Genomic DNA, 23,485 nt, shown 5'->3' with positions numbered 1-23,485 from the left:
CGTAGAGTTATCCACAAAAACAGGATGCGAGGCATGGCACAGAAATCTGAGATAGAATGGACGGATGCGACGTGGAACCCGGTGACGGGATGCACGAAGATCGGACCCGGCTGCGACAACTGCTATGCAGAGCGGTTTGCGGAACGCTGGCGCGGAATTGAAGGGCATCCGTATGAACAGGGCTTTGACCTGCGCCTTTGGCCGTCGAGGCTGGGACAACCCACCCGTTGGAAGAAGCCGCGGATGATCTTCGTCAATTCGATGAGCGACCTGTTCCACAAGGACATTCCGAAGGCGCACATTGATGCGGTGTTCGATGCGATGGAGGCCGCGAACTGGCACGTCTATCAGGTGCTGACCAAGCGGTCGTCACTGATGCGAAATTACGTCAAACGACGGTATGAGGGCGGACGTGTCCCATCGCATATCTGGCTCGGTGTCTCGGTCGAAGATAGCGCGCACAAAGGCCGCATCGAGCACCTGCGCCAGATCAATTCGGACGCGCGGTTCATATCTTTTGAACCACTTCTCGGGCCAATTGGCGAAGTTGATTTGGCAGGCATCGCATGGGCGATTGTCGGCGGCGAAAGTGGTCCAAGAGCAAGACCAATGGAGCCTGCATGGGCGACCGAACTGCGAATTGCCTGCGAGCGTTACGATGTGGCTTTCTTCTTCAAGCAGTGGGGTGGGCCTCGTCCGAAGGCAGGTGGACGACTGCTTGAGGGCGAGGAATGGAACGGGTTCCCGTGGCAGATCGTGCCCGAGGCAATAATGGCAGAATTAACGGGTTAGGGTGCGAATGGCGAAAAACTTCATCTGGGGACCAGACGGTGTGCTGCCGCATATCGAAGAACATACAAAGCGCAAACTCAACGTCCTCAAGAATTACCTAGACGTCTACTTTGATACGGTCGTCCGCAACCCGGCGCAGGACCGTCTCAACATCACACTGGTTGATGGCTTCAGCGGCGGCGGCGCCTACTCGGATGGAGCAGAAACACGGGCAGGCAGTCCGCTGGTACTGCTCAACGCTGTCGAGGACGCAGCGGTTAGACTGAACGAAGGGCGAGAGAAGCCTTTAGAGATCAACGCCCGGTTCATCTTTGTCGATGATGAACCGGAACATGTGGCAGCGCTGCGTCGGGAAATGCTGGGCCGAGGATACGCCGCCGACGATCCGCGCATTACAATCTTCGAAGGAACCTTTGTAGATCACCTGCCAACCATCATGCAGCAAATCACGGCAACGCAGCGCAAAGGGCGTTCGATCTTCTTCTTGGATCAGTTCGGATATTCCGACGTGCCGATGTCGGCGATCCAGACCATTTTTAGGTCGCTGGACCGCGCGGAGGTCGTGCTCAACTTCGCGATTGATAGCCTGCTGAACTATTTGCAAGACACATCAGCGGACCTCTTGCTGTACCGGCAATTTGGTATTGATGCCCGGTTCATTGCTGATTGGCAGCAGCGCAAAGATGAAAGTATGGGCCGCGCGATCACGCAGCGCGCGTTGATGGCGCACATTCACAAAAACAGCGGAGCCAAGTTCTTCACGCCGTTCATGTTGTGGTCCCGAACGGATAACCGCTGGATGATGCTCGCCCACCTGTCGCAGCATCAAGCGGCGCGCGATAAGATGCTCGGCGTTCACTGGCAGGAGCAGAACAGCTTCACCCATGTCGGTTCTGGCGGGTTGTTTAACCTCGGATACGACACTCGACTGAAGGAAAGTTGCGACTCGCTGTTCAACTTCTCCGATATGGACAGAACCACTCTTAACAAAGAGTTGGTCAACGCGCTGCCTTCGGAAGTCCACCGAATAATGAACGGCGGGGAATTAGAGGTATCACGTCTGTTGTCCGAGATTGGGAACCGCACGGCAGGGACCAATGAGGATATTTTTCAAGTCCTGTCGGAATTAGCGCATGCACGTGAATTGGAGGTGTTGTCTTCGAAGGGTAAACCAAAGCGGGCTGGCACGCAGATATCGGTCAAGGATCGGTTGATATTGCCAAATCAGCCGACCCTGTTCTTTCCTGCAAAATGGTAGCTTCAACCTTAGTCCGGTCCAAGGTGCCGCAGGCCTCAAGCCAATTTTTTAGGCGACGTATCGGAGGTGACCATTGTAGGGCCCCGAGCACAACTCTTTCAGAATCAGATGGATTGTTGCCTCTTGGCAGATATAGGCCGACATGCGCGGAACTAAACGACCTCAGCCCAGTGTATTTGGCTCGGTCGGACTAGGGGTGACGATAGATCGAGCGAGGAATCTATTTGAAGCTTTACAAAAGATGGTGTGTGCCAACCAAGCAGCAAGATAACCGCAAGTATTTCTGGACCTATGTCGAGAAGGACGGTGGACGCGACGAGATCCACGATGACTTGGCAGAAACGATCCGGTCGCATTACGATCGCTTGGAGCGCATTGCCGAGGACGTGGATCGCCTCGGATACAAGGTTGCCGCAGAGATACTTAGCGAGGCGATGCCGCAGACTTCTAGGGGCCGATCAGGCGATCTTGGCGAAATTCTGGCGACCGAGCTAGTTGAAGAGGAGATTGGTCTCCGTGTTCCGGTGCGTCGTCTCCGTTATAAGGACGGCCGCAATATGGCCATGCGTGGCGACGACTTCATCGGCGCCGGGTATGACGGCGAAGGCGAGAAGCTCTGGCTCCTGAAAGGCGAAGCCAAGAGTAACAAGGTGCTCGGCAAGTCTACAGTTAAGAGCGCTCGCAAGGTGCTCAACCGCGATAGCGGTCGCTGCACACCCGACTCATTGCTGTTCGTTGCCAACCGCTTGCTGGAGAGCGACGATGCGGACGACAATACACTGGGCCGCAGCCTTCGCGATGAAGTAGGCATTAAATCTCTCCGCGCGGATCGCATCGATCACATGCTTTTCACCGTGTCGGGCAACGGTCCGCACGGTTCGTTGAAAAAGGACCTCGAGGCGGCGGGCACCAATCGCGACCAATATGTCGTGAATATTCACATCGAAGACCACCAAGACTTCATCGCAGCCATTTACCAGGAGGCGGAAGACCGTGGAGTCGGTTGATGAACTGACCACCTTCCTGACGACCGCGACCGCCGATGGTATACTCGGACGCCTCCTGTATCGCGGCACAGCCTGGTCACTGATGCGCGAAAACGGTGTGCTGCCGCCGAATGCGCCGCAGCTCGGCACCACGATCGAAACCGATCTCGCTGAACACGGCTTCGCCCTGCTTCGTGGCGCTATGGCCTTGCGTGCTTTGGCCGGCACCTCGGAATTGACCAGCAAGGCGTTCGAGCGCGCTGCGAACGCCTTCGAAGCCCTTGTTCGCAATGGTGATCCTGAGTCGCCAGACCGGGGCTTCCGCCGCACCATCGCCGCCGCAGCATATCATCTCGCCGGATTTTCAGCCGTTGCCTATTCGCTCTTCAATGAGACCGCTGGCGATCTCAACACCTCACCCGGCGAAACAGCGATCCGACATCTGATCCTGCGCGATCTCAGCCAATTGCGTGGCTTCGTTCGTGAGTGGCTGGACGACGACGCTCACAAGGATGAGCAGATCGCCGAGGCGCTACGGGGTGACGAGCCCGATGTCGATGAGGTACTGTCGACCATCCTCAACACGACGATCTGCCGGGCGCTGGCGTATTTTGATTTCGCACTTGAGACGGGCGACACCGAGCCGATCGAGACAGCAAGGGTGTTGCTCGACGCCGCAGTCAGTCTTGCAGACAATGCGGAGAATGTACCCCTGTGGTGGATGTCGAACCTTTGTCGGCACCTTATCGATGATCTGTGGCAGCATTCTCTGCACAAAAACTTGCCGACCGAGCCACCGGAAGGAACGGAGGAACGATACCCGGACCTGCGCAGGCTATTCATCTCTTCGCTCTATGCTCGGAAGACTGCTGAGGTGGAGTTATGGCCATCGCAGCGCGAAGCAGCCCGGCGCTCCACCGACGTCACGGATGATCTGGTTGTCGCATTGCCGACCAGTGCGGGCAAGACACGGGTGGCCGAAATCGCCGCATTGATGACCCTGTCATCAGCGCGCCGGGTGCTGATTGTCACACCGCTGCGCGCGCTGTCGGCACAAACTGAGCGATCCTTCAAAAAGACTTTCGCGCCCCTCGGCTTCAGCGTCTCCTCTCTTTATGGCGCGAGCGGTCTTTCGGCTGGTGATGAAGACGCATTGCGCAGCCGCGAAATCATCATAGCTACGCCTGAGAAGCTCGATTTCGCGCTGCGAAGCGACCCATCGCTGATCGACGATGTCGGCCTGATCGTCCTCGACGAAGGCCACATGATCGGCCCGAGCGAACGTGAGATCCGATATGAGACGCTGGTGCAGCGCCTGCTTCGGCGCGCAGACGCTGCGAACCGCCGAATTGTCTGTCTGTCAGCAATCCTTCCCAGCGGCGATGAACTCGACGATCTCACTGCGTGGATACGTTCCGACGAGCCCGGCGATCCGGTGCTCTCAAACTGGCGACCAACCCGACAACGGTTTGGTGCGCTCACGTGGCGAGGTAGGGACGCACTCCTCCGTCTCGACCTCGACGACAACGGTCCGTTCCTTGACAAGTTCGTCGTGGAAAAGCCGGCGCGAGGAAAGGAGAAGAAGCCCTATCCGCGCAAGAACTCGCATCTCACCTTGTTCGCTGCATGGGAGTTCGCTGGCCAGGGCAAAAGGACTCTGATCTTCTCCACCCAGGCGAATTGGGTTGAAAGCTACGGCAAGCAGGTCGTGGACCTCTGCAAGCGTGGCTATCTGGACCCGTTGTTGGAGGATGAGGCGTCGATTGCCCGCGCCCTGGAAGTCGGCAAGGAGTGGCTTGGAGAAGAGCACCCTGCTGTCGCCTGCCTGAAAGCAGGCGTCGCCATCCACCACGGTCGGCTTCCGGCCCCGTTTCTCCGCGAGTTGGAAACCCTGCTATCCGAGGGAGTCCTGAAGGTCATTGTAGCATCGCCGACGCTGTCACAGGGTCTTAACCTCAACGCCGCCGTCCTACTGGTGCCTGCGCTGTATCGAGCATCCGAGAAAATTAAAGGCGAGGAGTTCGCGAATGTCGCCGGGCGTGCGGGGCGCGCTTTCGTGGATGTCGAAGGTCTTATCCTCCACGTGATGTTCGACAAGATCAGGTGGCGGAGAAGAGAGTGGCGTAAGCTGGTTGCTTCCGCCAAAGCCCGTACGCTGAAGAGCGGCCTTATCCAAATCGTCGCGGAGATCCTTGAACGCCTGTCCCGTGAGGGTGTTCTGGAGCGCGATGATGCTTGGGAGTATCTTGCCAATGCTCGCGAAGCATGGAGATCTCCTGCGGAGGAAGCCGCAGTCACCGAGCGCTTGGCAGCTGGTGCGGAGTACGAGGCTGATAACGATAATGATGAAGACGGCGATGGCGAAGAAGAGACTATTGAAGAGGAACCGCTTTCGCAAATCGTCGAACGCCTCGATGCGACTGTATTTGGGCTGATCGAAGCACTGGATTCCGACCGGACCGATCTGCCGAAGCTCTTAGACGAGGCGCTTAAAGGGTCACTTTGGGCGCGCCAGATAGCCCGAGAAGACGAGGACATCGCGCCATTGCACAAGAAGGTGTTCGAGGTGCGCGCCGATCTCATATGGAAGACCACTACAACGCAGGCGCGGCGTGGACACTTCGCGATGGGTGTTGGGCTCGAGGCTGGCCTCGCCATTGATGCCATGGCGGACGAATTAGCCGAACTCCTAGATCGAGCCGACGTTGCTGCGCTAAGTGGCGATGTCGAAGAGCTTGTCGACGCCCTCTGCGGTCTCGGGGAACGTCTGTTGTTTATGCGGCCTTTCATCCCCGACAAGACGAACGCGCTGCCGGCGAATTGGAAGGAAATCCTGCGCAGCTGGGTTTCCGGCGAGGATGTTGCCAAGATCGGACCGCAGAATATGCGGGCAGTCGAGGAAGCCTTCACCTATCGTTTGGTCTGGGCGTTGGAAGCAGTCCGTACCCGCCGCATTTCGCTTGGCTGGTCGCCGGAGACAGTGGCGGGCGGTGCCGCGGCAACGATCGAAACTGGCGTGCCACAGTTTATGGCAGCGATGTTGATCCGTGCCGGTCTTCCATCAAGACGCGCCGCGATAGCCGCGATCGAAGATACCAATCCGGTCTTCGTTACACCCGCCGAAATGCGGACCTGGCTCGAATCTGACAAGATCACGACCTACACCGATGCTGGTGATTGGCCGACGCCCGACACAGCGGCGCTGTGGGCGCGGTTCCGAACGGAGGCCCTGAGTGGCGGCATTCAGAAATGGTCGGTCGAACACTACAAACGTCTGCTCGATACCGCGTCTAGTCCACCCGCCGGCCTTTATCGGATTGTCACCGACGAAGGTGAAGGTCGAACTTGGCTAGCCACCCCAGACTACCAGCTGGTAGCTGCATTCAGGAAGTCGGCGGTAGATCCCAATCCAAGCCTGTTCTTTGGGCATTCGCCGGGAAAAACTAGGCTGGTACAAGCATCGCGCGTTGGCCGCGGCAAGCTACGCTGGCCGAGATCAGAACCATAAGGGACTAGAGCCAAAAAACTTCATTGTGGTACCAGAAACTTGCAAAACGAAGGTCCGCTTCTCGCTCGATTGCAGGATAGTTCGCTTTAGCGGCGAAGGTCCGCTACCCGTCCTCCTCGAAGAATCTGTTGGTCTTCAAGCCTTCGCCTATATGGCTAAGTCATAACTCGGAGCCCAGCATGACCGTCAAGACAACCATCAGCTTCACCGACCGCCACCATCGGTTCCTGACCGACAAGGTGGGCCAAGGCGTCTTCGCCTCGCAAAGCGCGGCTGTGGCAGCGGCTCTGGAGCAGATGATGCGCGATGAAGAGGAACGCGAGTTGGCCCTTGGCGCGATGGCCGAAAAAATTCGGGCGCGGCTCGACAGGCCGCGCGCCGACTATGTCTCGGCGGAGAAAGCCTTTGCCGCCGCCCGGGCCGGCCTTCAGACAGCGCGCGAGGCGTGAGCTATCGCATCCGGTTCCATCCTGCGGTCACGGATGATCTCAACGCCATCACATGCTGGCTTATCGACTATGCCGGCCCGCAATCCGCCGCGCGCAGACTGGACGAAATCGAGGCTACTATTGCCAGCCTTACCGACCTGCCGCAAAAGGGCAACTGCCGGGACGAGAGCGCACCCGAACTGCGCGCAGTTCCTGCAGGTCGCAAGGCCGTGGTCGCTTTACCGTCGACGGTGAAGCCCGTGAGATGCATGTCCACGCCGTGACCTATGCCGGGGCCGACTGGATCACGCGCAGAAAAGCGCGCGGCCGATAAACAGAACTCGGGCAGTCAACCAAACTCACCCGTCCAAGCAATCCAGTGCCTCTATCCATTCCGGCCTGCGAAACCAGATAGAGATTTCGTGATCCTGATACCCTAGTCGAGTTCCGAGTGTTCTTCGATCAGCTTGGCGGGCGTCACGTCCAGATGCGCTGCGACCCGCTGCAGGGTTTGCAGGGTGACGTTCTGTTGGCCGCGCTCCATCGCGCTGACATGGGCGCGGTCGACATCCATCGCCGCCGCCAATGCGGCCTGTGTCAGCCCGCGCCGTTGGCGGTAGTGCTTGAGATTCCTTGCAAAAACAACGCGGATGTCCATCCGCGAGTAAAGAACCTATCGCGTATTTTGGTGCGACGTATTATAATACTCATCTACAGTTTGACTGACCGCAATCCGACCTTGCACATGCAATCTGATGTGCTGTTATGAGCCTTAACGCCCAACGGCGAGGGGGAATCATGTCTGCCACCGGCACCACGCCGATCGCTGATCTCGCACCACAAAGCGATGAGCTGACCGATTACGACCACGCGCATATGACGCTGTACTTGCGCCTGTTTGATGCCGCTGAAAGCGGTGCCAGCCTGCAGGAAGTCAGTGAGATTCTGTTCGGGATCGATGCCGCCAAAGAACCGGAGCGTGCCAAAAAGATGTACGACAGCCACCTCGCCCGCGCTCGTTGGATGACGGAGCACGGCTATCGCAAGCTGCTTGAGGGCGGTGCTGGCTGAACTTCGCCTTATCCGTAAGACATCGGCGAACACCCGCGCAGGTTGCGCAGGGCAATCGGTCCTGCCGTCGTTTTGACGCGTCACCAAGCTATACTCATTGTCCATCGAAACAGCTGACGCGGAGCTTCGCCATGACCAAAAATTGGCAAGACGAAGCGGCTTACAAGCATTTCGACAGTCTCGACCTGTCCGGGCTGGCCTGGGAATGCTTGCGCCGCAATTCCGACTATCGCGCCGATTACCCGCGAATGCGGGATGGATTGAAATCACCGGCTGCATGGGGGTTACGATTTCCCGGTTGATCCGGACATCAACGCACCCAAAGCACCCGTTTTCTGGAAGCCATCAATCGCTCCGGCAGCGGTCGGGTATGCTGTGCCGGTCCCTGGCGGCGACACCACGGCGACACGTATCGATACAGATGATCTGACCGTCATCGGAACGCAGGACGGCTTGATGTATGTGCGCCTCAAAACGGGCGCGTTGCTCGTGCTGGATGCCAAGAACCTGCATCGGCCCCTCGGCATCCTGGTACCGCTGGACGAGCATTGGACAGCGCGGATCAATTCGCTCGAGGCGCTCCGCGCGCAACTGCTGCATCACAAACGATCCCCTCCGCCCCTGACGGCGCAGCAGCGGCGGCGCATCCAGCTTGCACTGCGCACGCTCGATGCGCGCCGACACAGCGCGAGCTACCAGACGATCGCACGGCATTTGTTCGGCGCGGAGGCTGTGTCGCGCGAGCATTGGAAGACCAGCTCTCTCAAGGCCCAGATCACCCGACTGTCGGCCCATGGCACGCATCTGACCACCAAAGGCTATCGCTTTCTCCTTCTCGGTCGCGGTCCAACGGGGCGCTCCAAGCCGCGCAAGTGATCGCCGCGTAATCCCCGAAGTTCGAACCCTCATCAGGCCCCGCTCCTGTTGGACTATGGGGGTGACGTTTTCGCGCCGCGATCTTCGTCATCCCTCCCAGGCACCCTTCTCCGTTTTGATGACCTCCGACAGCCCGCGACGCGCCGTCGCGAGGCCTAACCACCGGAGATGCTCAAATGCCCGACCCCAACGAAGGACTGCCGCCCCGCTACCTCAGAACCCCGGAAGCCGCCCGCTTTCTCGGCCTGTCCGGTCGTACGCTGGAAAAACACAGGACCTACGGGACCGGCCCGCGGTACTCAAAAATCGGCGGGCGTGTCGTCTATGCGGTCGACGATCTGCAGGCCTGGGTCACGAGGGGCGAGAAGACCTCGACCTCGGACGAGACCGAAGACCGCGTTCTACCCGCCAAACGCCATGCCGCCGTTTCGCCGGCCTATCTGCGGCGTGGGCGCTGAGCCGATGCAGACACTTGTCCACCTCACCTGGATCGAAGGGCGTATCGAGCGCTGGATCCGTTTCGGTCAGATGGCCGGGGAAACCATCCTGACGCGCACGGAAAAGCGCGTGGCCTTCGCTCCCGGCGCGATCTTCGCGCTCATCCGCTGGTCGTCGAACGACCACGGCACCGTTGAAAGCCGGATCGACATTCTGCGCGCCGTCGGCGCTGGCGAGCCCTGCTCCACGGTGCCCTGTGTCACGCCAGGCGGAGAGCTTTTGCTGCGCCTCTCCAGCTGGCCCAAGGTCGAGGCCGCGCTGCGGTCCGTCGACATCGTGGAAAGCTATGGCATCGCACCGGAAGATGTCTGTCCCGATCATTGGCGGCACGTCCACAACCGCCTGGCCGCGGCATTGGAACCCCGGCCTTACACCCCTGCCCGGCATGCGGCCTGGCTCAAGCGCCGCATGGTGACGACATGAGCGCGGCGGTCTCTCCCCTCCTCGCGGCCGGTTTGTCCCTTAGTCTGCTCGCAGTTGCACAGATTGACCGCGCACCGCGTCTGATTTGGAATGCCTCAGCAAGCGTGCCGATCGGCCTCTACGTCGTTCGAGCGTCAAACCCGCCATCGCTGGGCGATCTCGTTGCCGTGCGCCTGCCGGAAGACCTGTCATCCTGGGTAGTTGAGCGCGGCTATGTCGGTGCGGATACCTTGCTGTTGAAACGCATCGCGGCCGTTTCCGGCATGACCGTCTGTCGCGATGGTCTCGATATCGCCATCGGTGGCACCGTTGTTGCCCAGGCGGCATTGGCTGACCAACAGGGCCGCCCGCTTCCCCGTTGGACGGGATGTGTCACACTCGGCTCGGACGAGGTTTTCCTGCTCCTTGCTGGTGTCGCCGACAGCCTCGATGGACGCTATTTCGGGCCCTTGTCAGCGGACACGATCCTCGGACGTGCCATCCCTCTTTGGACATTTGGAGGGGCGGCAGATGCGTAGTCTTGAACGCGGTCACTGCCGTCAGCACGCGGGCGTCACGACCGCGCTTGTACTGATCCTCTGCATGCCGATCACCGTGGCACCGACCGCCGTGATCGCTCAAGACCGCACTGTTCCTGCACCTAAGCAGCAATCCATCGACATCCATATCGCAGAAGCCTCGCGCAGGTTCGGCATCCCACAGCCGTGGATTCGTGCCGTCATGGAGGTCGAGAGTGCGGGCAATCCACGCGCGGTCAGCACCGCAGGCGCCATGGGGCTCATGCAGATCATGCCCGGCACCTGGGCCGAGTTGCGCGCAGCTTATGGGTTTGGCGATGATCCCTTCGATCGACGCGACAACATCCTGGCCGGTACCGCTTATCTGCGACAGATGTACGACCGGTTCGGGTCGCCCGGTTTTCTTGCGGCCTACAATGCCGGGCCTGCACGGTACCAGAACTACCTTGATACCGGGCGCGCCCTGCCGCATGAAACCCGCAATTACGTCGCCATCCTCGCGCCCCTCATCGCCGATGGAACCGACGTCGCGCAGGCAGTCAGCCGCCCGCAAAGGACACAGGACTGGCGCGACGCCCCGCTGTTCGCGGCAACGGCTGAGGCGGGTCAAACCCCGGGTGATGACACCCAACGCATTACGTCAGACGCGTCTCAATATGGCATCTTCGTGCCTCTCAGCCGGGGGCGAACGCCATGATCCGCGGAATCGCACCATGGCGAGGTCTGGAATGCCCGGGCGCAGAAATGTGCCGGAGAAGGTCGACGCGCAGGGTCTCAACAGAAAGAGCGCGAGATAAAAGAGGTGCCGCAAGCGGACCTCAAGCTGTTGTTTCTCTGCGAGGATTTGCGCGGCACATCCAATCTGCATGCCGCAAGACTTCAGTTAAAGTGCTGATTTTGAGTTATATTTTTTGCGGCAGCATGTTCTGCGAGCGAGTGCGGCCATGACCCGGCGCGACAATGACCTGCGCATCCGCTCCGGACGTATCCGCGACGGCGGCAGAACCTCGAAGCAACCGACACGCTTCATCAACGAGGTGATGCGTGCCGCGCGGAAATCCGGACATACCGGCTATCGTATCGGCGGGGGCAGCAGGCGTTCCGGCAACACGTCTTTCGGGCGCGGACGATTTGCCCGAACCGCCAAGGGCCTGACCCGCACCTCCCGGCGCGTTGTCGTGAAGGCCCGCGTCGTGCGCCACCAGGGCAAGCGCTTTCGCTCCGCGCCCATGGCCAAGCACCTCGGCTACCTGCAACGCGACGGCGTCGGCCAGGACGGTCGTGATGCCGATCTGTTCGGGGCTGAACGTGGTGATCTCGACCGGGATGACTTTGCGGCGCGCTGCGAAGACGACCGGCATCATTTCCGGTTCATCATCTCGCCGGAAGACGCGGGCGATCTCGAAGATCTGCGCGCCTTCACCCGGGATCTGATGGCCCGAGCCGAACGGGATCTCGGCACGAGATTGGACTGGGTCGCCGTCGATCATTGGAACACAGACAATCCGCATGTGCACATCCTCGTGCGGGGCAAAGCCGATGATGGCCGCGACCTGGTGATCTCGCGCGACTACATCAGCCGGGGGTTTCGGGCGCGCGCGGAAGACCTCGTACAACTGGAACTGGGACCCCGCAGCGAGCGGGAGATTTCCCAAGCCCTGGAAACACAGGTCACGGCGGAACGCTGGACCGATCTCGACCGCGGCCTGCGATCCCTGGCGGATGATCATGCCGGCATCGCCGACCTGCGGCGCGGCACGCCGGAGCCCCGCAATCCGGAGCTGCGCCGCTTGATGATCGGGCGTGCCCAGACACTGGTGAGGCTCGGGCTGGCCGAACAAATCGCCCCTGCCGTCTGGGAGTTGAAACCGACTGCCGAAGACACTCTGCGCGAGCTCGGGATGCGCGGCGACATCATCAAACGGATGCACCGAGCCATGGGCGCCGACCGGGAGCGCGCAGCGGGTGATTTCGCCATCGAAGGCACGCCCACCGCCCCGATCCTCGGGCGGCTCGTGGAACGCGGCTTTCATGATGACCACGCCGGGACCGGCTACGCGATCATCGACGGTGTTGACGGTCGCGTACATCACCTGCGCTTCCGGAATCTCGATGCGACCGGCGACACGCCGCAAGGTGGCATCGTCGAAACCCGGCTTTGGACAGGGAAGACGGACGGGACACCGCAACTGTCGCTTGTCGGTCGATCCGATCTGTCGCTGGCCGCCCAGATCGAGGCGAATGGCGCGACCTGGCTCGACCGCCTGCAACTCGCCCGGGATCGCGCACCGTTGAGCGGTGCTGGATTTGGCGCAGAGGTTCGCCAGGCATTGGAACGCCGCTCGGATCGCCTTGTCGCCGAAGGCCTCGCCCGACGGCAAGGTCAGCGGGTCACCTTTACCCGCGATCTGCTGGCCACCCTGCGCAACCGCGAACTGGACACCATCGCTCAAGACCTCAGCACACAAACCGGGCTTCCCCACCACAAACCAACCGAGGGCGAACCCGTCGCAGGGACGTATCGTCAACGCCTCGATCTCGCCTCGGGTCGCTTCGCCATGATCGACGATGGCCTCGGATTCTCGCTCGTCCCCTGGACCCCGCAACTCGAACGCCATCTCGGCCAGACCGTCACAGGCACGATGAAGCCCGGCGGCGGGATCGATTGGAGCCTCGGGCGCAGGCGCGGGCTGAGCCTCTGAACAGAAAGGACATCACCATGAGCCGTCAGGACACGTCATCGGCCACCAAGATCCTCTGGGGCCAGATCCTCATCGTCAGCATCGTGGCGCTGCTCTTCGTCTGGGCAGCGACGCAGTGGGTCGCGTTTCGTCTGGGGTTCCAACCCCAGCTTGGCGCGCCTCTCACCGCCCTCTTCGGCCTGCCGATCTATCGCCCGTGGCAGGTCTTCACCTGGTGGTACTGGTACGACGCCTACGCGCCCCGCGTCTTCATGGAAGGAGCCGCGATCGCAGGCGCAGGCGGGATCGCCGCCATTGCCGTCGCGATCTTGCTGTCCGTCCTGCGGGCGCGTGAGGCAAGCGATGTGACAACCTATGGCTCGGCCAGATGGGCAAGCCCCAAGGATATCACCGACGCTGGGCTGTTCGCGGAAGACGGGGTCGTACTGGGCCGTCTCGACAAGCGCTACCTCCGGCATGATGGTCCGGAACACGTGCTATGCTTCGCGCCCACCCGCTCCGGTAAGGGCGTCGGCCTGGTGATCCCGAGCCTGCTGACCTGGCCCGGCTCCGCGATTGTCCACGACATCAAGGGCGAGAACTGGCAACTGACGTCTGGATGGCGGGCGCGGTTCGGGCGTGTCCTGCTTTTCGATCCGACCAATGCGGCCAGCGCCGCCTACAATCCGCTACTCGAGGTCCGCCGCGGCGAGCGCGAGGTGCGGGACGTGCAAAACATCGCGGATATCCTCGTCGATCCCGAAGGCCAGCTCGAGCGGCGCAATCATTGGGAGAAGACCAGCCACTCCCTTCTGGTCGGCGCGATCCTGCATGTTCTCTATGCCGAGAAGGACAAGACACTGGCAGGCGTCGCCGCCTTCCTGTCCGATCCGCGGCGTCCCATCGCCGCCACTCTGACTGCAATGATGCGGACTGCCCATCTCGGAGATCGCCCCCATCCTGTTGTCGCTCAGGCCGCCCGCGAGCTGCTCAACAAATCTGAGAACGAACGCTCCGGCGTCCTGTCCACGGCCATGTCCTTCCTCAGCCTCTACCGCGACCCCGTGATCGCGGCCGTGACCCGGCGCTGCGACTGGCGGATCGATGATCTGGTCTCGGATGCGCGGCCGCTCACCCTCTACCTCGTGGTTCCGCCCTCGGACATCTCCCGCACGAAACCGCTGGTCCGGCTGATCCTGAACCAGATAGGCCGCCGTCTGACCGAAGACCTGCACAACACCAACCGCAAGCACCGGCTTCTGTTCATGCTCGACGAATTCCCCGCCCTCGGACGTCTGGACTTCTTTGAGTCCCAGCTCGCCTTCATGGCAGGCTACGGCCTCAAGGCCTTCCTGATCGCCCAATCGCTGAACCAGATCGAAAAGGCCTATGGCCAGAACAACGCCATCCTGGACAACTGCCATGTCCGCGTGGCTTTCGCGACCAATGACGAGCGCACGGCGAAGCGCCTATCCGACGCCCTCGGCACCACGACCGAACTGCGCGCGATGAAGAACTATGCAGGGCACCGCCTGTCACCTTGGCTCGGGCATCTGATGGTCTCGCGCCAGGAAACCGCCCGCGCCTTGCTCACGCCCGGTGAGATCATGCAGTTGCCGCCCGATGACGAAATCATCCTCGTGTCGGGTGCGGCCCCGATCCGGGCACAAAAAGTGCGGTACTTCCGCGATGCGCAACTGACGGCGAGAATCCAAAAGCCGCCTATCGTCGGAGGATCTGCACCCGTCAGCCCTGCGGGATCAGACGATTGGAGCAGTCTTCAGCCAGTCGCACCGCCCCAAGAAGCTGCCACGAAAAAGCCCGCTGACGACGGGGATGGTGGCATCCGACGAGAGCCTGAAATCCCAGAACATGAGGATGTGGCGCCTGAGTTGCCGTTCCCGCGAGAGGAATTCGCCGCCCTCGAAGACGAACCCGACGACGAGGCCCAACGCGCCCGTGCCATGCAGACCCGCTTCCGCACCGTCGCGCGTCAAGCGGCCCTCGATCCGGACGACGGCATCGAACTGTGAGGTGACGACATGAAGAAAGCCAAGATCACCGCCTATGTCGACGCAGCCCTCTTCGATCAAATCGACGCACTGGCCGCGCGGCGGCGCGTCCCCAAAACCCAAGTCATCGAGGCGGCGCTGGCGTCCTTCCTCTCCCCAGACAGCGCCGAACAGAGCGAGGCCGCGATCGTCCGTAGGCTGGACCGCCTGACCCGATCGCTCGAGCGGCTGGAACGCGATCAGGAGATCACGACGGAGGCGCTGGCGCTGTTCGTCCGCTTCTGGCTGACGACAACGCCGCCGCTGCCCGATGACACCTACGCAGCGGCTAAGGCGAAGGGGAAGGAGCGGTACGGCGGGTTCGTTGGGACGCTGGCGCGGCGGTTGGCGAAGGGATCAACCCTGACCAAGGAGCTGTCCCGCGACACCCATAGCGCTCAGCACTCAGAGTGAATGCGCTGCCGGTTTCGGGCATTGACGCGAGTTGCTTCTGCAGTGAACGAACATCTCACAGAGCTGCTGATACGAACTACGAGTGAGAACCTATGCGAACTCGGACAAAGTCGTGTCGCCATTCGCCTTGGTTTTATGTAAGATTCGCATGAGTTTATCCGCGGACCTTACATGAACCCGACAGAAATCGCAGACGCCCTGGAAGAAATCGCAAGCCGCCCGTTCGACGGCGGCGAGTTCCCGTTTGCGTTCGCCGCCGCCATGGGAAGTCCGCAAGCCACGGTTTCAAAGCTACGCAGTGGGACGATCAACAAATCGAAGGTGCCCGGCGCGGTCCTTATGAACCGCAAGTTCTACGCCATGGTGACCGACCCGGGCGCGGTGGACCAGGGCCTGTCAATGATCCGGTCGGACAAGAAGACCACCACCCACAAACCGGCGATCCTTCTGGCGACCGACGGCGTTGACCTGTCCGCCGAACATGTCGCTTCGGGCGACAGTTTGCACATCAAGTTCGCCGACCTGCATCATCACTTCGGGTTCTTCCTGCCAGCGGCTGGCATGTCGCGCTACAAGGCGGCGGAGGAGAACGAGGTCGACGTCAAGGCGGCCGGACGACTGGCCAAGCTCTATGATGCGCTTCTCAAGAAGAACCCGGACTGGAAGACACCCGAACGGCGGCATGATCTGAACCAGCTGATGACTCGGCTGATCTTCTGCATGTTCGCAGAAGACGTGGGGATCTTCGAAGACAACCTGTTTTCACGTCTCATCTTCACCCATGCGGGCGATAAGGGGGAAGAAGCGCAGTCCTGCATCGCGTCGGCCTTCGCCGCGATGAATCTCCCCGACGGCCAGCGTCAGGACCTGCCGGCTTGGGCTGACGCCTTTCCCTACGTGAACGGCGGACTTTTCGCCGATACACTGGATGTGCCGAAATTCGACCGCGGGGCCTATCGCTACCTTCAGGACGCCTGCCAGCTCGATTGGCAAGAAATCAACCCGGACATTTTCGGGTCCATGATCCAGTCGGTCGCCGATCCGGACAAACGGTCCGAACTTGGGATGCATTACACCTCGGTGCCGAACATCCTGAAGGTGCTAGGGCCGCTATTCCTCGACGATCTCGATGAGCAGATCGAGAAGGCCGCCGATAGCCGAAAGGGGCTGGCGCGCGTGCTCAAACGGATCGAGGGGATCCGGGTGTTCGACCCGGCCTGCGGATCGGGAAACTTCCTTGTCGTCGCCTATCGCGAGCTTCGTGCCCGGGAAATGCGCGTTCTGGAGCGTCTGGCACAGCTGGATGGCGGGGCATCGGCGCAGATGTTCTCTGGCGTGCGGCTGGCGAATTTCTACGGGATCGAGATCACGGATTTCGCTGCGGAGACGGCCAAGCTGGCGCTCTTCATCGCGGAGTATCAGGCCAATGCTCGCTTCGGCGAGATATTCGGAAACACCGCACCAGCTCTACCCCTGCGAGATGGCGGGAACATCGTTTGCGACAATGCGTTGCGGCTTGATTGGGGAGCGGTGTGTCCGCCACCGAGGGATGAAGGAGAGGTCTTCATAGCAGGCAATCCGCCTTTCCTTGGGTCGACATACCAGACAAAGGAACAGAAGGCTGATCTGGCTTATGTCTTCGCAGACCATGTCCAGAATTATGCTGCCTTTGATTTCGTTGCGGCATGGTTTTTCAAAGCATCCCGCTACCTCGAAAACAAGGACGCGCGGGCCGCTTTCGTGGCGACCAACTCAATTTGCCAAGGATACTCGGTTGCTGCGCTATGGCCGCATGTCTTGAAAGATCAGCTCGAGATTTTTTTCGCACATAAGGACTTCAAATGGCGCAACAACGCGGCCGCGAACGCGGCTGTGATTTGTTCAGTTGTTGGCATTCAGCGTAGATCAAACGCTATTAAGCGCTTGTTTGTGGACGGGTTGGGGGCAGAAGTCACTAACATCAATTCATATCTTGTTGCCGCGCCGGAGGTTTTTGTCGGTACCGCAAGTCGAAGCCTGTTCGATCTGCCTTTCATGGACTATGGCAACAAGCCTGCTGACGGCGGTGGTCTAATACTCTCGATAGAAGATCGCGAAAAGATTCTGGGAGAACACCCAGAGGCCGAACGCTTTATTTTCAGGTACATGGGTTCTCAGGAAATCGTCAGGGGCGAGACAAGGTACTGTCTGTGGATTTCAGAAACCGACTATCCCCGCGCCAATGAGATCCCGCCAATTCGAGATCGCATTGAAAGCGTACGACAGTTCAGACTGGCAAGTTCAAAGATTCCAACTCAGAAGATGGCCGAGCGACCGTTTGAATTCGATCAAATTCGAGTTCAGCCGGGTCGTCCGTCATTGTTTGTGCCGAGAGTAACGTCTGAGCGCAGGCCTTATCTACCTGTAGACAGGGTTGGTCCGGATACGATTTCGTCAGACCTCAACAACGTCATCTCCGACGCACCTGAATGGTGCCTCGCACTGATCGCCTCGCGCCTTCATTTGGTCTGGATCGGAACGGTCTGCGGCAAACTGAAATCGGACTTCCGGTATTCCAACACGCTTGGCTGGAACACCTTTCCTGTACCTCGCTTCACCGAGGATCAACTGGAGGCTCTGAACGCGTCCGCACGCGCGATCCTCAAGACACGCTACATGCACCACCCCAAGACCATCGCGCAGCTGTACGACCCCGACGACATGCCGGACGACCTGCGCGAGGTGCACCGCCAGAATGACGAATTGCTGGAAACGATGTACATCGGGCGTCCGTTCCGCAACGATACCGAACGGCTGGAGCGGCTGTTCAAGCTCTATGCCGCGCGGATCGAGAAGCTGAAAAAGGAAGAGGCCGCGTAAATGGTTGATCTTGTGCGTATGACCTATGGCCATTCCGGGGCGGACTCCAAGACGAACAGCCTCGGCCAGCGCCCGATGCAGGCCCGCGTTTACGAGGCACGCGCCGCACAGTTCCTGCTGTTGAAGGCGCCCCCGGCGGCGGGCAAGTCCCGTGCCTTGATGTTCCTCGCGCTCGACAAGCTGGAAAACCAGGGCGTGAAAAAGGTGATCGTCGCGGTGCCCGAAACCTCCATCGGCAGTTCATTCCGCTCAACCGACCTGACCTCCTACGGGTTCTGGGCCGATTGGGAAGTGAAGCCGCAATGGAACCTCTGCCTGTCGGGCGAGGACGGCATGGCGAAATCGCAAAAAGTGAAGGCGTTTGAGGCCTTCATAGACAGCGACGCCAGCGTCATCGTATGCACCCATGCCACATTCCGGTTTGCCTTCGACGCCATCGAAAAAGCGCGCGGCGTAGAGGCCTTTGACGATTGCATGATCGCTATCGACGAGTTCCACCACGTTGCGGCAGCCGATGACAACCGCCTTGGGGAGATCCTGCGCAAGCTGCTGACCCGCGAGAAGGCCCACGTGATGGCGATGACCGGCTCCTATTTTCGGGGCGACAGCGTACCGGTTCTGCGCCCCGAGGATGAGGCGCGGTTCAAGTCCATTACCTACAGCTACTATGAGCAGCTTGAAGGGTATGAGCACCTGAAGTCGCTGGGGATTTCCTACTCGTTCTATCGGGGGCGGTATATCTCGGCGATCCCCGATGTGCTCGACACCGACCGCAAGACGATCATCCATATCCCGCACCGTGGATCGGCGGAAGCCTTTGGCGAGAAGCATGACGAGGTCGGTTTGATCATGGGCGCGATTGGCGAGCATGTGGGCCGTGATCCGGACACCGGGTTCGATTTGGTGAAACGCGCCTCGGACGGCAAGGTTCTGAAGATCGCTGACCTCGTGGATGACGGCGACGGGCGCTCGCGCGTCAAGGCCGCGTTGCAGGCGGAGGCAAAGGGCTCGGATGGCAAGCGAGACGACGAAGCGGATCGGGCCAAAGTGGACATCATCATTGCCCTCGGCATGGCCAAGGAGGGGTTTGACTGGCCATGGTGCGAGCATGCGCTGACCATCGGCTATCGGAATTCGCTGACGGAGATTGTCCAGATCATTGGTCGCGCCACCCGCGATGCACCTGGCAAGCCCCACGCCCAGTTCACCAACCTGGTCGCTGAACCTGGCGTGGAAACCACGGTCGTGGCGGACGCGGTCAACGACATGCTCAAGGCGATTTCGGGTGCGATGCTGATGGAGCAGGTGCTCGCGCCCAACTTCAAGTTCTATCGACGTGAAGACGGCGATATCCGCGCGCCTGTGGAGACGACGAAAGACGGCACGGTGCATATCGGTATAAGGGGCTTGATGGAACCGCCGACGCTTCGCGCCCGTGCTATCGTTGAGAACGATATGAACGAGCTCGTCGCCAAGGCTTGTCAAGCCATGGACCGGCGCGTTGTTGCGGATGACGTGGCACCCGAGGTGGCCACACAGATGGTGCTGACGGATATCATCGAGACGACCTATGAGAACCTGTCGGATGACGAAACGGAATCCGTGCGCCAGGACCTTGCCGCGCGGATGAACCTGATCGGCATGGCGAAACGCGCCTCGCAAGAGGGCGGATTTGCTGAAGAGGGCGAGGAGTACGACGCTGAGCCGTCGGAGAACCTGTCCCTGATGAACATGGTGAAGCGATTCGTGAATGTCCGTGAACTGGATATCGACCTGATCGACAGCGTGAACCCGTTCAAGGAAGGCTTCGACGTCGCGTCGCGCGCCTTCGACACTCCACTCTTGAAGACGATCCAGGACGCGATGATTTCTCAGCGCATCCAGATGACTGAAAAAGAAGCGCTGACACTGTGGCCGCGCATCAAACGGTTTCGGGCGCAGGAGGGCCGCGAACCCAATCCGCATTCGGCGGATCCATTGGAGAAGCGCCTTGCGGAGGCTCACGCATACATCAAGACGAAAAAAGCCAAACGCCAGCGGGCTGCTCAGTCGGGAGCCTGATACGTATGCCGCGCTACCGATCTCTCGATGAAATCTTTGACGAGCCGGATGAATTCGGGCTGCTCGAGATCAAAGAGCGGAACCGCGGCGAGGCGGCAACGCCGGATGCTCGAAACGCCGAGATCGTCTCGCAGGTGAATGCTTTCTACGAGTCGAACGGCCGGATTCCGGACGACAACAGCCTGGACCTTGAGGAGATGAAACTCGGGACGATCTGGCGTTCAATTCGGACCAGTCCATCGGCTGCGATGATGGAGGCAGACCGGAATCGGCTGCTTGGGCATGGCCATCCAGTGGCACCGACCGCAACCATTGCCGAAACGGAGTATCCGGGTGTGCCTGAGCCCGATTGGCGCGAAGACGTTGCCGACGAGGAAGTTCCGGCAAGCCTTGACGACATCTTCGGCGATGATGACTTGGACGTGCACGATGCAGTTCTCAACATCCGAAACGTGACGCCAGCCTCAGAGCGTCAATTGCCTGACCACCGGGCTGATATGTTCCCGTGCCCGGATTTCGAACACTTCGAAGGCGGCTTTGCCGAGATGCAGTCGAAGCTCGAGTCCGGAGATCGAAAGGTTCTCCCGGTTCAGGACAATGTAGAGATCACAGTCTACGAAGGCGATTTCTTCATTCATCGCGGCCTCCTTGTCTATGTCGCCGAAAAAACAGAACTGTCGCGAAGAAGCGGCAAGCCTGATCACCGTTTGAGGATCATATTCTCCAATGGAATGGAGAACGATCCTCTGTCGTCGTCATTTCGCAAAGCGCTCGCAGCAGATAAGACCGCACGGATCGTCGAAAGGGCCGGGTTTGGGCGGCTCGATCCGGAATGGGATCAGGATGGCATGGCGGTCACCGGCACAGTGTATGTGGCGCGAAGCCTGTCGACGGCCCCGGAAATCGCAGAAGTATCAAGGATTCTGCACAAGGTCGGTGTGACCAGTCAGGATGTCCGGAGGCGCATCGCTGATGCGAAGAACGACCCAACATTCCTGCTCGCGCCTGTAGAGATTGTCGCCACCTACGAGCTGCACAATCTGGAGCGTATGAAGGTCGAAGACCTTTTGCATCGCTTTTTTGATGCGGCACGGCCGCAGGGTCTTGTGATCACCGACCGGTTTGGCAAGGCGGTCCATCCTCGAGAATGGTTCTACGTGCTTCCCGAGCATGTCAGCCAAGCCGTTCAGTTAATTCGTGAACGTCGCCTGCACGAGTTTCGGTTCGACCCTCAATCCCAATCCATTGTCCAGATTCGGGCATAACCGTAGAGTGAGTCGCCGAATCTTTTTCTGGTTTACTACATTTGCATGATAATCAGTGCGGATTACCCAGGCTTGGCTCCGGCTATCCAAGCATGAAGAAGCCAGCACCGTAGACACCCTGCCTTTGTGCGCCACTTCCCTACTACGCCTTCACAGCTGTTGCCCCTAGGCCAATAGCGGTCTTCTTGATCGGTCTCGTGATCCATCGCGAGGCCAATCATGACCGTTACACCCTTCAAAACCGAGACGTCTTCCCGCAGCGCACGCATGTTGCGCACGGCACTTGGGCCGGGCATCGCCGCCTGGCTCGAAGATGCGGGCGTCGTCGAGGTGATGCTGAACCCTGACGGGCGGCTCTGGGTTGACCGGCTGTCTGATGGTCTGAACGACACAGGCGCGGTGCTGTCTCCCGCCGATGGCGAACGCATCATTCGTCTTGTCGCGCATCATGTCGGCGCGGAAGTCCATCCCGCGGCCCCGCGGGTTTCGGCTGAATTGCCAGACACGGGCGAGCGCTTCGAGGGTGTGCTGCCACCAGTTGTTTCTGCACCCACATTTGCCATTCGCAAGCCCGCCGTCGCGGTGTTCACCCTCGACGACTACGTTTCCGGCAGAATTCTCTCGGCTGACGCCGCAGGTCACCTGCGCGAGGGGATCATCGGCCGGGCCAATATTCTTGTCGCGGGTGGGACCTCAACCGGCAAGACGACCCTCACCAATGCGCTGTTGGCGGAGATCGCCAAGACCTCGGACCGCGTGGTGCTGATCGAGGACACGCGCGAGCTGCAATGCCTGACCCCCAACCTCGTGGCTCTCCGCACCAAGGACGGGGTCGCGACCTTGTCCGATCTCGTGCGCGCGTCGCTCCGCCTGCGCCCTGATCGCATCCCCATCGGCGAGGTGCGCGGCCCCGAAGCGCTCGACCTGCTCAAGGCCTGGGGCACCGGCCATCCGGGCGGGATCGGCACGATCCACGCCGGGTCCGCCATCGGCGCGTTGCGGCGGCTCGAACAGCTGATCCAAGAGGCGGTGGTGACAGTTCCGCGCGCGCTGATCGCAGAAACCATCGACCTGATCGCCGTTCTGTCTGGACGGGGCGCCGAGCGTCGCCTCTCCGAGTTGACGCGTGTCACCGGCCTGACCGCCTCGGGCGATTACGCCCTCACCCCCCTTTTCCCACCGACACAAGGAAGCCATCCATGACCCTTCTGCCATCATTTCGCACAGCCCTTGGCGCAACCGCGCTCGGCCTCGTCGTCTTTGCCCTGCCCGAACCGGCGCTCGCCGCCGGGTCCGGCATGCCGTGGGAGGCCCCGCTGCAATCTGTCCTCGAGTCGATCGAAGGCCCGGTCGCCAAGATCGTCGCAGTGATCATCATCATCGTGACCGGCCTGACACTGGCCTTTGGCGACAGTTCGGGCGGTTTCCGGCGGCTGGTGCAGATCGTCTTCGGGCTGTCCATCGCCTTCGCGGCCTCAAGCTTCTTTCTCTCCTTCTTCTCCTTCGGCGGCGGGGCGCTGATCTGATGGAGAACCCCACCGACATTCCCGGCTATTTCGCGCCGGTGCACCGCGCCCTGATCGATCCGATCCTGCTGGCCGGTGCCCCCCGCACCATCGCCATTGCCAATGGCACTCTGGCCGCGGCCATCGGGCTTGGCCTGCGGCTCTGGCTCGTAGGCCTCACATTCTGGCTGGTTGGCCACCTCCTCGCTGTCTGGGCCGCGAAGCGGGACGCACAGATCGCCGAGGTGGCACGGCGGCATCTCCGTTACCCGTCCTGGTTCGGGGTCTGAG

Annotated in this window: 23 protein-coding genes; 22 read left to right on the top strand and 1 reads right to left on the bottom strand. The window is 60.4% G+C overall.

Features of this window, described 5'->3' with window-relative positions; all coding sequences use genetic code 11:
* The first annotated feature begins 33 nt into the window (after window positions 1–33).
* The 6 genes from Q1B16_RS05250 to Q1B16_RS05225 all read left to right on the top strand — a co-directional run bounded on the left by Q1B16_RS05250 (window position 34) and on the right by Q1B16_RS05225 (window position 7,256).
* A complete protein-coding gene (locus tag Q1B16_RS05250) occupies window positions 34–792 on the top strand; it encodes a phage Gp37/Gp68 family protein (protein WP_299785205.1) in 759 nt (252 codons plus the stop codon).
* A gap of 7 nt (window positions 793–799) precedes the next feature.
* Window positions 800–2,050 (top strand): three-Cys-motif partner protein TcmP, encoded by a 1,251-nt coding sequence (locus tag Q1B16_RS05245; RefSeq protein WP_299785203.1) that lies wholly within the window; start codon window positions 800–802, stop codon window positions 2,048–2,050.
* A 224-nt stretch (window positions 2,051–2,274) separates the two neighbouring features.
* Window positions 2,275–3,057, top strand: a complete 783-nt coding sequence (locus Q1B16_RS05240) for a DUF1837 domain-containing protein (RefSeq protein ID WP_299785201.1) — start codon at window positions 2,275–2,277, stop codon at window positions 3,055–3,057.
* Window positions 3,044–6,544: a DEAD/DEAH box helicase gene (locus Q1B16_RS05235; RefSeq protein WP_299785199.1), complete on the top strand. Its 3,501-nt coding sequence runs from the start codon at window positions 3,044–3,046 to the stop codon at window positions 6,542–6,544. Before Q1B16_RS05240 ends, Q1B16_RS05235 begins: the two co-directional genes overlap by 14 nt.
* Before the next feature lie 179 nt (window positions 6,545–6,723).
* A complete protein-coding gene (locus tag Q1B16_RS05230) occupies window positions 6,724–6,993 on the top strand; it encodes a hypothetical protein (protein WP_299785197.1) in 270 nt (89 codons plus the stop codon).
* Window positions 6,990–7,256 (top strand): type II toxin-antitoxin system RelE/ParE family toxin, encoded by a 267-nt coding sequence (locus tag Q1B16_RS05225; protein ID WP_299785195.1) that lies wholly within the window; start codon window positions 6,990–6,992, stop codon window positions 7,254–7,256. Before Q1B16_RS05230 ends, Q1B16_RS05225 begins: the two co-directional genes overlap by 4 nt.
* Before the next feature lie 152 nt (window positions 7,257–7,408).
* Here Q1B16_RS05225 and Q1B16_RS05220 read toward each other — a convergent pair whose 3' ends face one another.
* Window positions 7,409–7,630: a helix-turn-helix transcriptional regulator gene (locus Q1B16_RS05220; protein WP_299785193.1), complete on the bottom strand. Its 222-nt coding sequence runs from the start codon at window positions 7,628–7,630 to the stop codon at window positions 7,409–7,411.
* A gap of 140 nt (window positions 7,631–7,770) precedes the next feature.
* On the opposite strand from Q1B16_RS05220, the gene Q1B16_RS05215 reads away from it, so the two are divergent.
* The 16 genes from Q1B16_RS05215 (at window position 7,771) to Q1B16_RS05140 (ending at window position 23,484) form a co-directional block, all read left to right on the top strand.
* Window positions 7,771–8,043, top strand: a complete 273-nt coding sequence (locus Q1B16_RS05215; RefSeq protein ID WP_299785191.1) for a DUF2285 domain-containing protein — start codon at window positions 7,771–7,773, stop codon at window positions 8,041–8,043.
* A gap of 131 nt (window positions 8,044–8,174) precedes the next feature.
* Entirely contained in the window at window positions 8,175–8,345 is a 171-nt protein-coding gene (locus Q1B16_RS05210) for a DUF6499 domain-containing protein (RefSeq protein ID WP_299785189.1), read from the top strand.
* A 73-nt stretch (window positions 8,346–8,418) separates the two neighbouring features.
* A complete protein-coding gene (locus Q1B16_RS05205) occupies window positions 8,419–8,919 on the top strand; it encodes a DUF2285 domain-containing protein (RefSeq protein ID WP_299785187.1) in 501 nt (166 codons plus the stop codon).
* A 176-nt stretch (window positions 8,920–9,095) separates the two neighbouring features.
* Complete coding sequence (locus tag Q1B16_RS05200; RefSeq protein WP_021100692.1) at window positions 9,096–9,377, top strand: helix-turn-helix domain-containing protein; 282 nt, start codon at window positions 9,096–9,098, stop codon at window positions 9,375–9,377.
* 4 nt (window positions 9,378–9,381) lie between these two features.
* Window positions 9,382–9,840, top strand: a complete 459-nt coding sequence (locus Q1B16_RS05195) for a DUF2840 domain-containing protein (protein ID WP_299785184.1) — start codon at window positions 9,382–9,384, stop codon at window positions 9,838–9,840.
* On the top strand, window positions 9,837–10,358 hold the full coding sequence (locus Q1B16_RS05190; protein ID WP_299785182.1) for a S26 family signal peptidase: 522 nt from the start codon (window positions 9,837–9,839) through the stop codon (window positions 10,356–10,358). Before Q1B16_RS05195 ends, Q1B16_RS05190 begins: the two co-directional genes overlap by 4 nt.
* A complete protein-coding gene (locus tag Q1B16_RS05185) occupies window positions 10,351–11,055 on the top strand; it encodes a lytic transglycosylase domain-containing protein (RefSeq protein WP_299785180.1) in 705 nt (234 codons plus the stop codon). The genes Q1B16_RS05190 and Q1B16_RS05185 overlap by 8 nt, the downstream gene beginning before the upstream one ends.
* 247 nt (window positions 11,056–11,302) lie before the next feature.
* On the top strand, window positions 11,303–13,060 hold the full coding sequence (locus tag Q1B16_RS05180) for a DUF3363 domain-containing protein (protein WP_299785178.1): 1,758 nt from the start codon (window positions 11,303–11,305) through the stop codon (window positions 13,058–13,060).
* Window positions 13,061–13,077: 17 nt separating this feature from the next.
* Entirely contained in the window at window positions 13,078–15,072 is a 1,995-nt protein-coding gene (locus Q1B16_RS05175) for a conjugal transfer protein TraG (RefSeq protein ID WP_299785176.1), read from the top strand.
* Between the two features lie 9 nt (window positions 15,073–15,081).
* Window positions 15,082–15,504, top strand: a complete 423-nt coding sequence (locus tag Q1B16_RS05170) for a ribbon-helix-helix protein, CopG family (RefSeq protein WP_299785174.1) — start codon at window positions 15,082–15,084, stop codon at window positions 15,502–15,504.
* A gap of 171 nt (window positions 15,505–15,675) precedes the next feature.
* On the top strand, window positions 15,676–18,363 hold the full coding sequence (locus Q1B16_RS05165) for a DNA methyltransferase (protein ID WP_299785172.1): 2,688 nt from the start codon (window positions 15,676–15,678) through the stop codon (window positions 18,361–18,363).
* Window positions 18,364–20,424, top strand: coding sequence for a DEAD/DEAH box helicase (locus Q1B16_RS05160; protein WP_299785170.1), 2,061 nt, complete (start codon window positions 18,364–18,366; stop codon window positions 20,422–20,424).
* A 5-nt stretch (window positions 20,425–20,429) separates the two neighbouring features.
* Window positions 20,430–21,689: a GIY-YIG nuclease family protein gene (locus Q1B16_RS05155; RefSeq protein WP_299785168.1), complete on the top strand. Its 1,260-nt coding sequence runs from the start codon at window positions 20,430–20,432 to the stop codon at window positions 21,687–21,689.
* A 219-nt stretch (window positions 21,690–21,908) separates the two neighbouring features.
* Window positions 21,909–22,892 carry a P-type conjugative transfer ATPase TrbB gene (gene trbB, locus Q1B16_RS05150; RefSeq protein WP_299785166.1) on the top strand — a complete coding sequence of 328 codons (984 nt, stop codon included), beginning with the start codon at window positions 21,909–21,911 and terminating at the stop codon, window positions 22,890–22,892.
* Window positions 22,889–23,215 carry a TrbC/VirB2 family protein gene (locus tag Q1B16_RS05145; protein ID WP_299785164.1) on the top strand — a complete coding sequence of 109 codons (327 nt, stop codon included), beginning with the start codon at window positions 22,889–22,891 and terminating at the stop codon, window positions 23,213–23,215. The genes trbB and Q1B16_RS05145 overlap by 4 nt, the downstream gene beginning before the upstream one ends.
* On the top strand, window positions 23,215–23,484 hold the full coding sequence (locus tag Q1B16_RS05140) for a VirB3 family type IV secretion system protein (protein WP_299785162.1): 270 nt from the start codon (window positions 23,215–23,217) through the stop codon (window positions 23,482–23,484). The genes Q1B16_RS05145 and Q1B16_RS05140 overlap by 1 nt, the downstream gene beginning before the upstream one ends.
* Window position 23,485: the final 1 nt, after the last annotated feature.

Origin of the sequence: uncultured Marivita sp., assembly GCF_947488135.1 — a bacterium.
Taxonomy (GTDB): Bacteria; Pseudomonadota; Alphaproteobacteria; order Rhodobacterales; family Rhodobacteraceae; genus Marivita.
This window is presented reverse-complemented; position numbering and strand designations above follow the sequence as displayed.

Excerpts from the sequence above, each read along its gene's own strand:
- Q1B16_RS05200 (WP_021100692.1), top strand. The coding sequence starts at position 9,096 with ATGCCCGACCCCAACGAAGGACTGCCGCCCCGCTACCTCAGAACCCCG.
- Q1B16_RS05195 (WP_299785184.1), top strand. The coding sequence starts at position 9,382 with ATGCAGACACTTGTCCACCTCACCTGGATCGAAGGGCGTATCGAGCGC.
- Q1B16_RS05165 (WP_299785172.1), top strand. The coding sequence starts at position 15,676 with ATGAACCCGACAGAAATCGCAGACGCCCTGGAAGAAATCGCAAGCCGC.
- Q1B16_RS05160 (WP_299785170.1), top strand. The coding sequence starts at position 18,364 with ATGGTTGATCTTGTGCGTATGACCTATGGCCATTCCGGGGCGGACTCC.
- Q1B16_RS05245 (WP_299785203.1), top strand. The coding sequence starts at position 800 with ATGGCGAAAAACTTCATCTGGGGACCAGACGGTGTGCTGCCGCATATC.
- Q1B16_RS05250 (WP_299785205.1), top strand. The coding sequence starts at position 34 with ATGGCACAGAAATCTGAGATAGAATGGACGGATGCGACGTGGAACCCG.
- Q1B16_RS05155 (WP_299785168.1), top strand. The coding sequence starts at position 20,430 with ATGCCGCGCTACCGATCTCTCGATGAAATCTTTGACGAGCCGGATGAA.
- Q1B16_RS05190 (WP_299785182.1), top strand. The coding sequence starts at position 9,837 with ATGAGCGCGGCGGTCTCTCCCCTCCTCGCGGCCGGTTTGTCCCTTAGT.
- Q1B16_RS05180 (WP_299785178.1), top strand. The coding sequence starts at position 11,303 with ATGACCCGGCGCGACAATGACCTGCGCATCCGCTCCGGACGTATCCGC.
- Q1B16_RS05230 (WP_299785197.1), top strand. The coding sequence starts at position 6,724 with ATGACCGTCAAGACAACCATCAGCTTCACCGACCGCCACCATCGGTTC.
- trbB (WP_299785166.1), top strand. The coding sequence starts at position 21,909 with ATGACCGTTACACCCTTCAAAACCGAGACGTCTTCCCGCAGCGCACGC.
- Q1B16_RS05145 (WP_299785164.1), top strand. The coding sequence starts at position 22,889 with ATGACCCTTCTGCCATCATTTCGCACAGCCCTTGGCGCAACCGCGCTC.
- Q1B16_RS05210 (WP_299785189.1), top strand. The coding sequence starts at position 8,175 with ATGACCAAAAATTGGCAAGACGAAGCGGCTTACAAGCATTTCGACAGT.
- Q1B16_RS05175 (WP_299785176.1), top strand. The coding sequence starts at position 13,078 with ATGAGCCGTCAGGACACGTCATCGGCCACCAAGATCCTCTGGGGCCAG.
- Q1B16_RS05220 (WP_299785193.1), bottom strand. The coding sequence starts at position 7,630 with ATGGACATCCGCGTTGTTTTTGCAAGGAATCTCAAGCACTACCGCCAA.
- Q1B16_RS05185 (WP_299785180.1), top strand. The coding sequence starts at position 10,351 with ATGCGTAGTCTTGAACGCGGTCACTGCCGTCAGCACGCGGGCGTCACG.
- Q1B16_RS05140 (WP_299785162.1), top strand. The coding sequence starts at position 23,215 with ATGGAGAACCCCACCGACATTCCCGGCTATTTCGCGCCGGTGCACCGC.
- Q1B16_RS05170 (WP_299785174.1), top strand. The coding sequence starts at position 15,082 with ATGAAGAAAGCCAAGATCACCGCCTATGTCGACGCAGCCCTCTTCGAT.
- Q1B16_RS05215 (WP_299785191.1), top strand. The coding sequence starts at position 7,771 with ATGTCTGCCACCGGCACCACGCCGATCGCTGATCTCGCACCACAAAGC.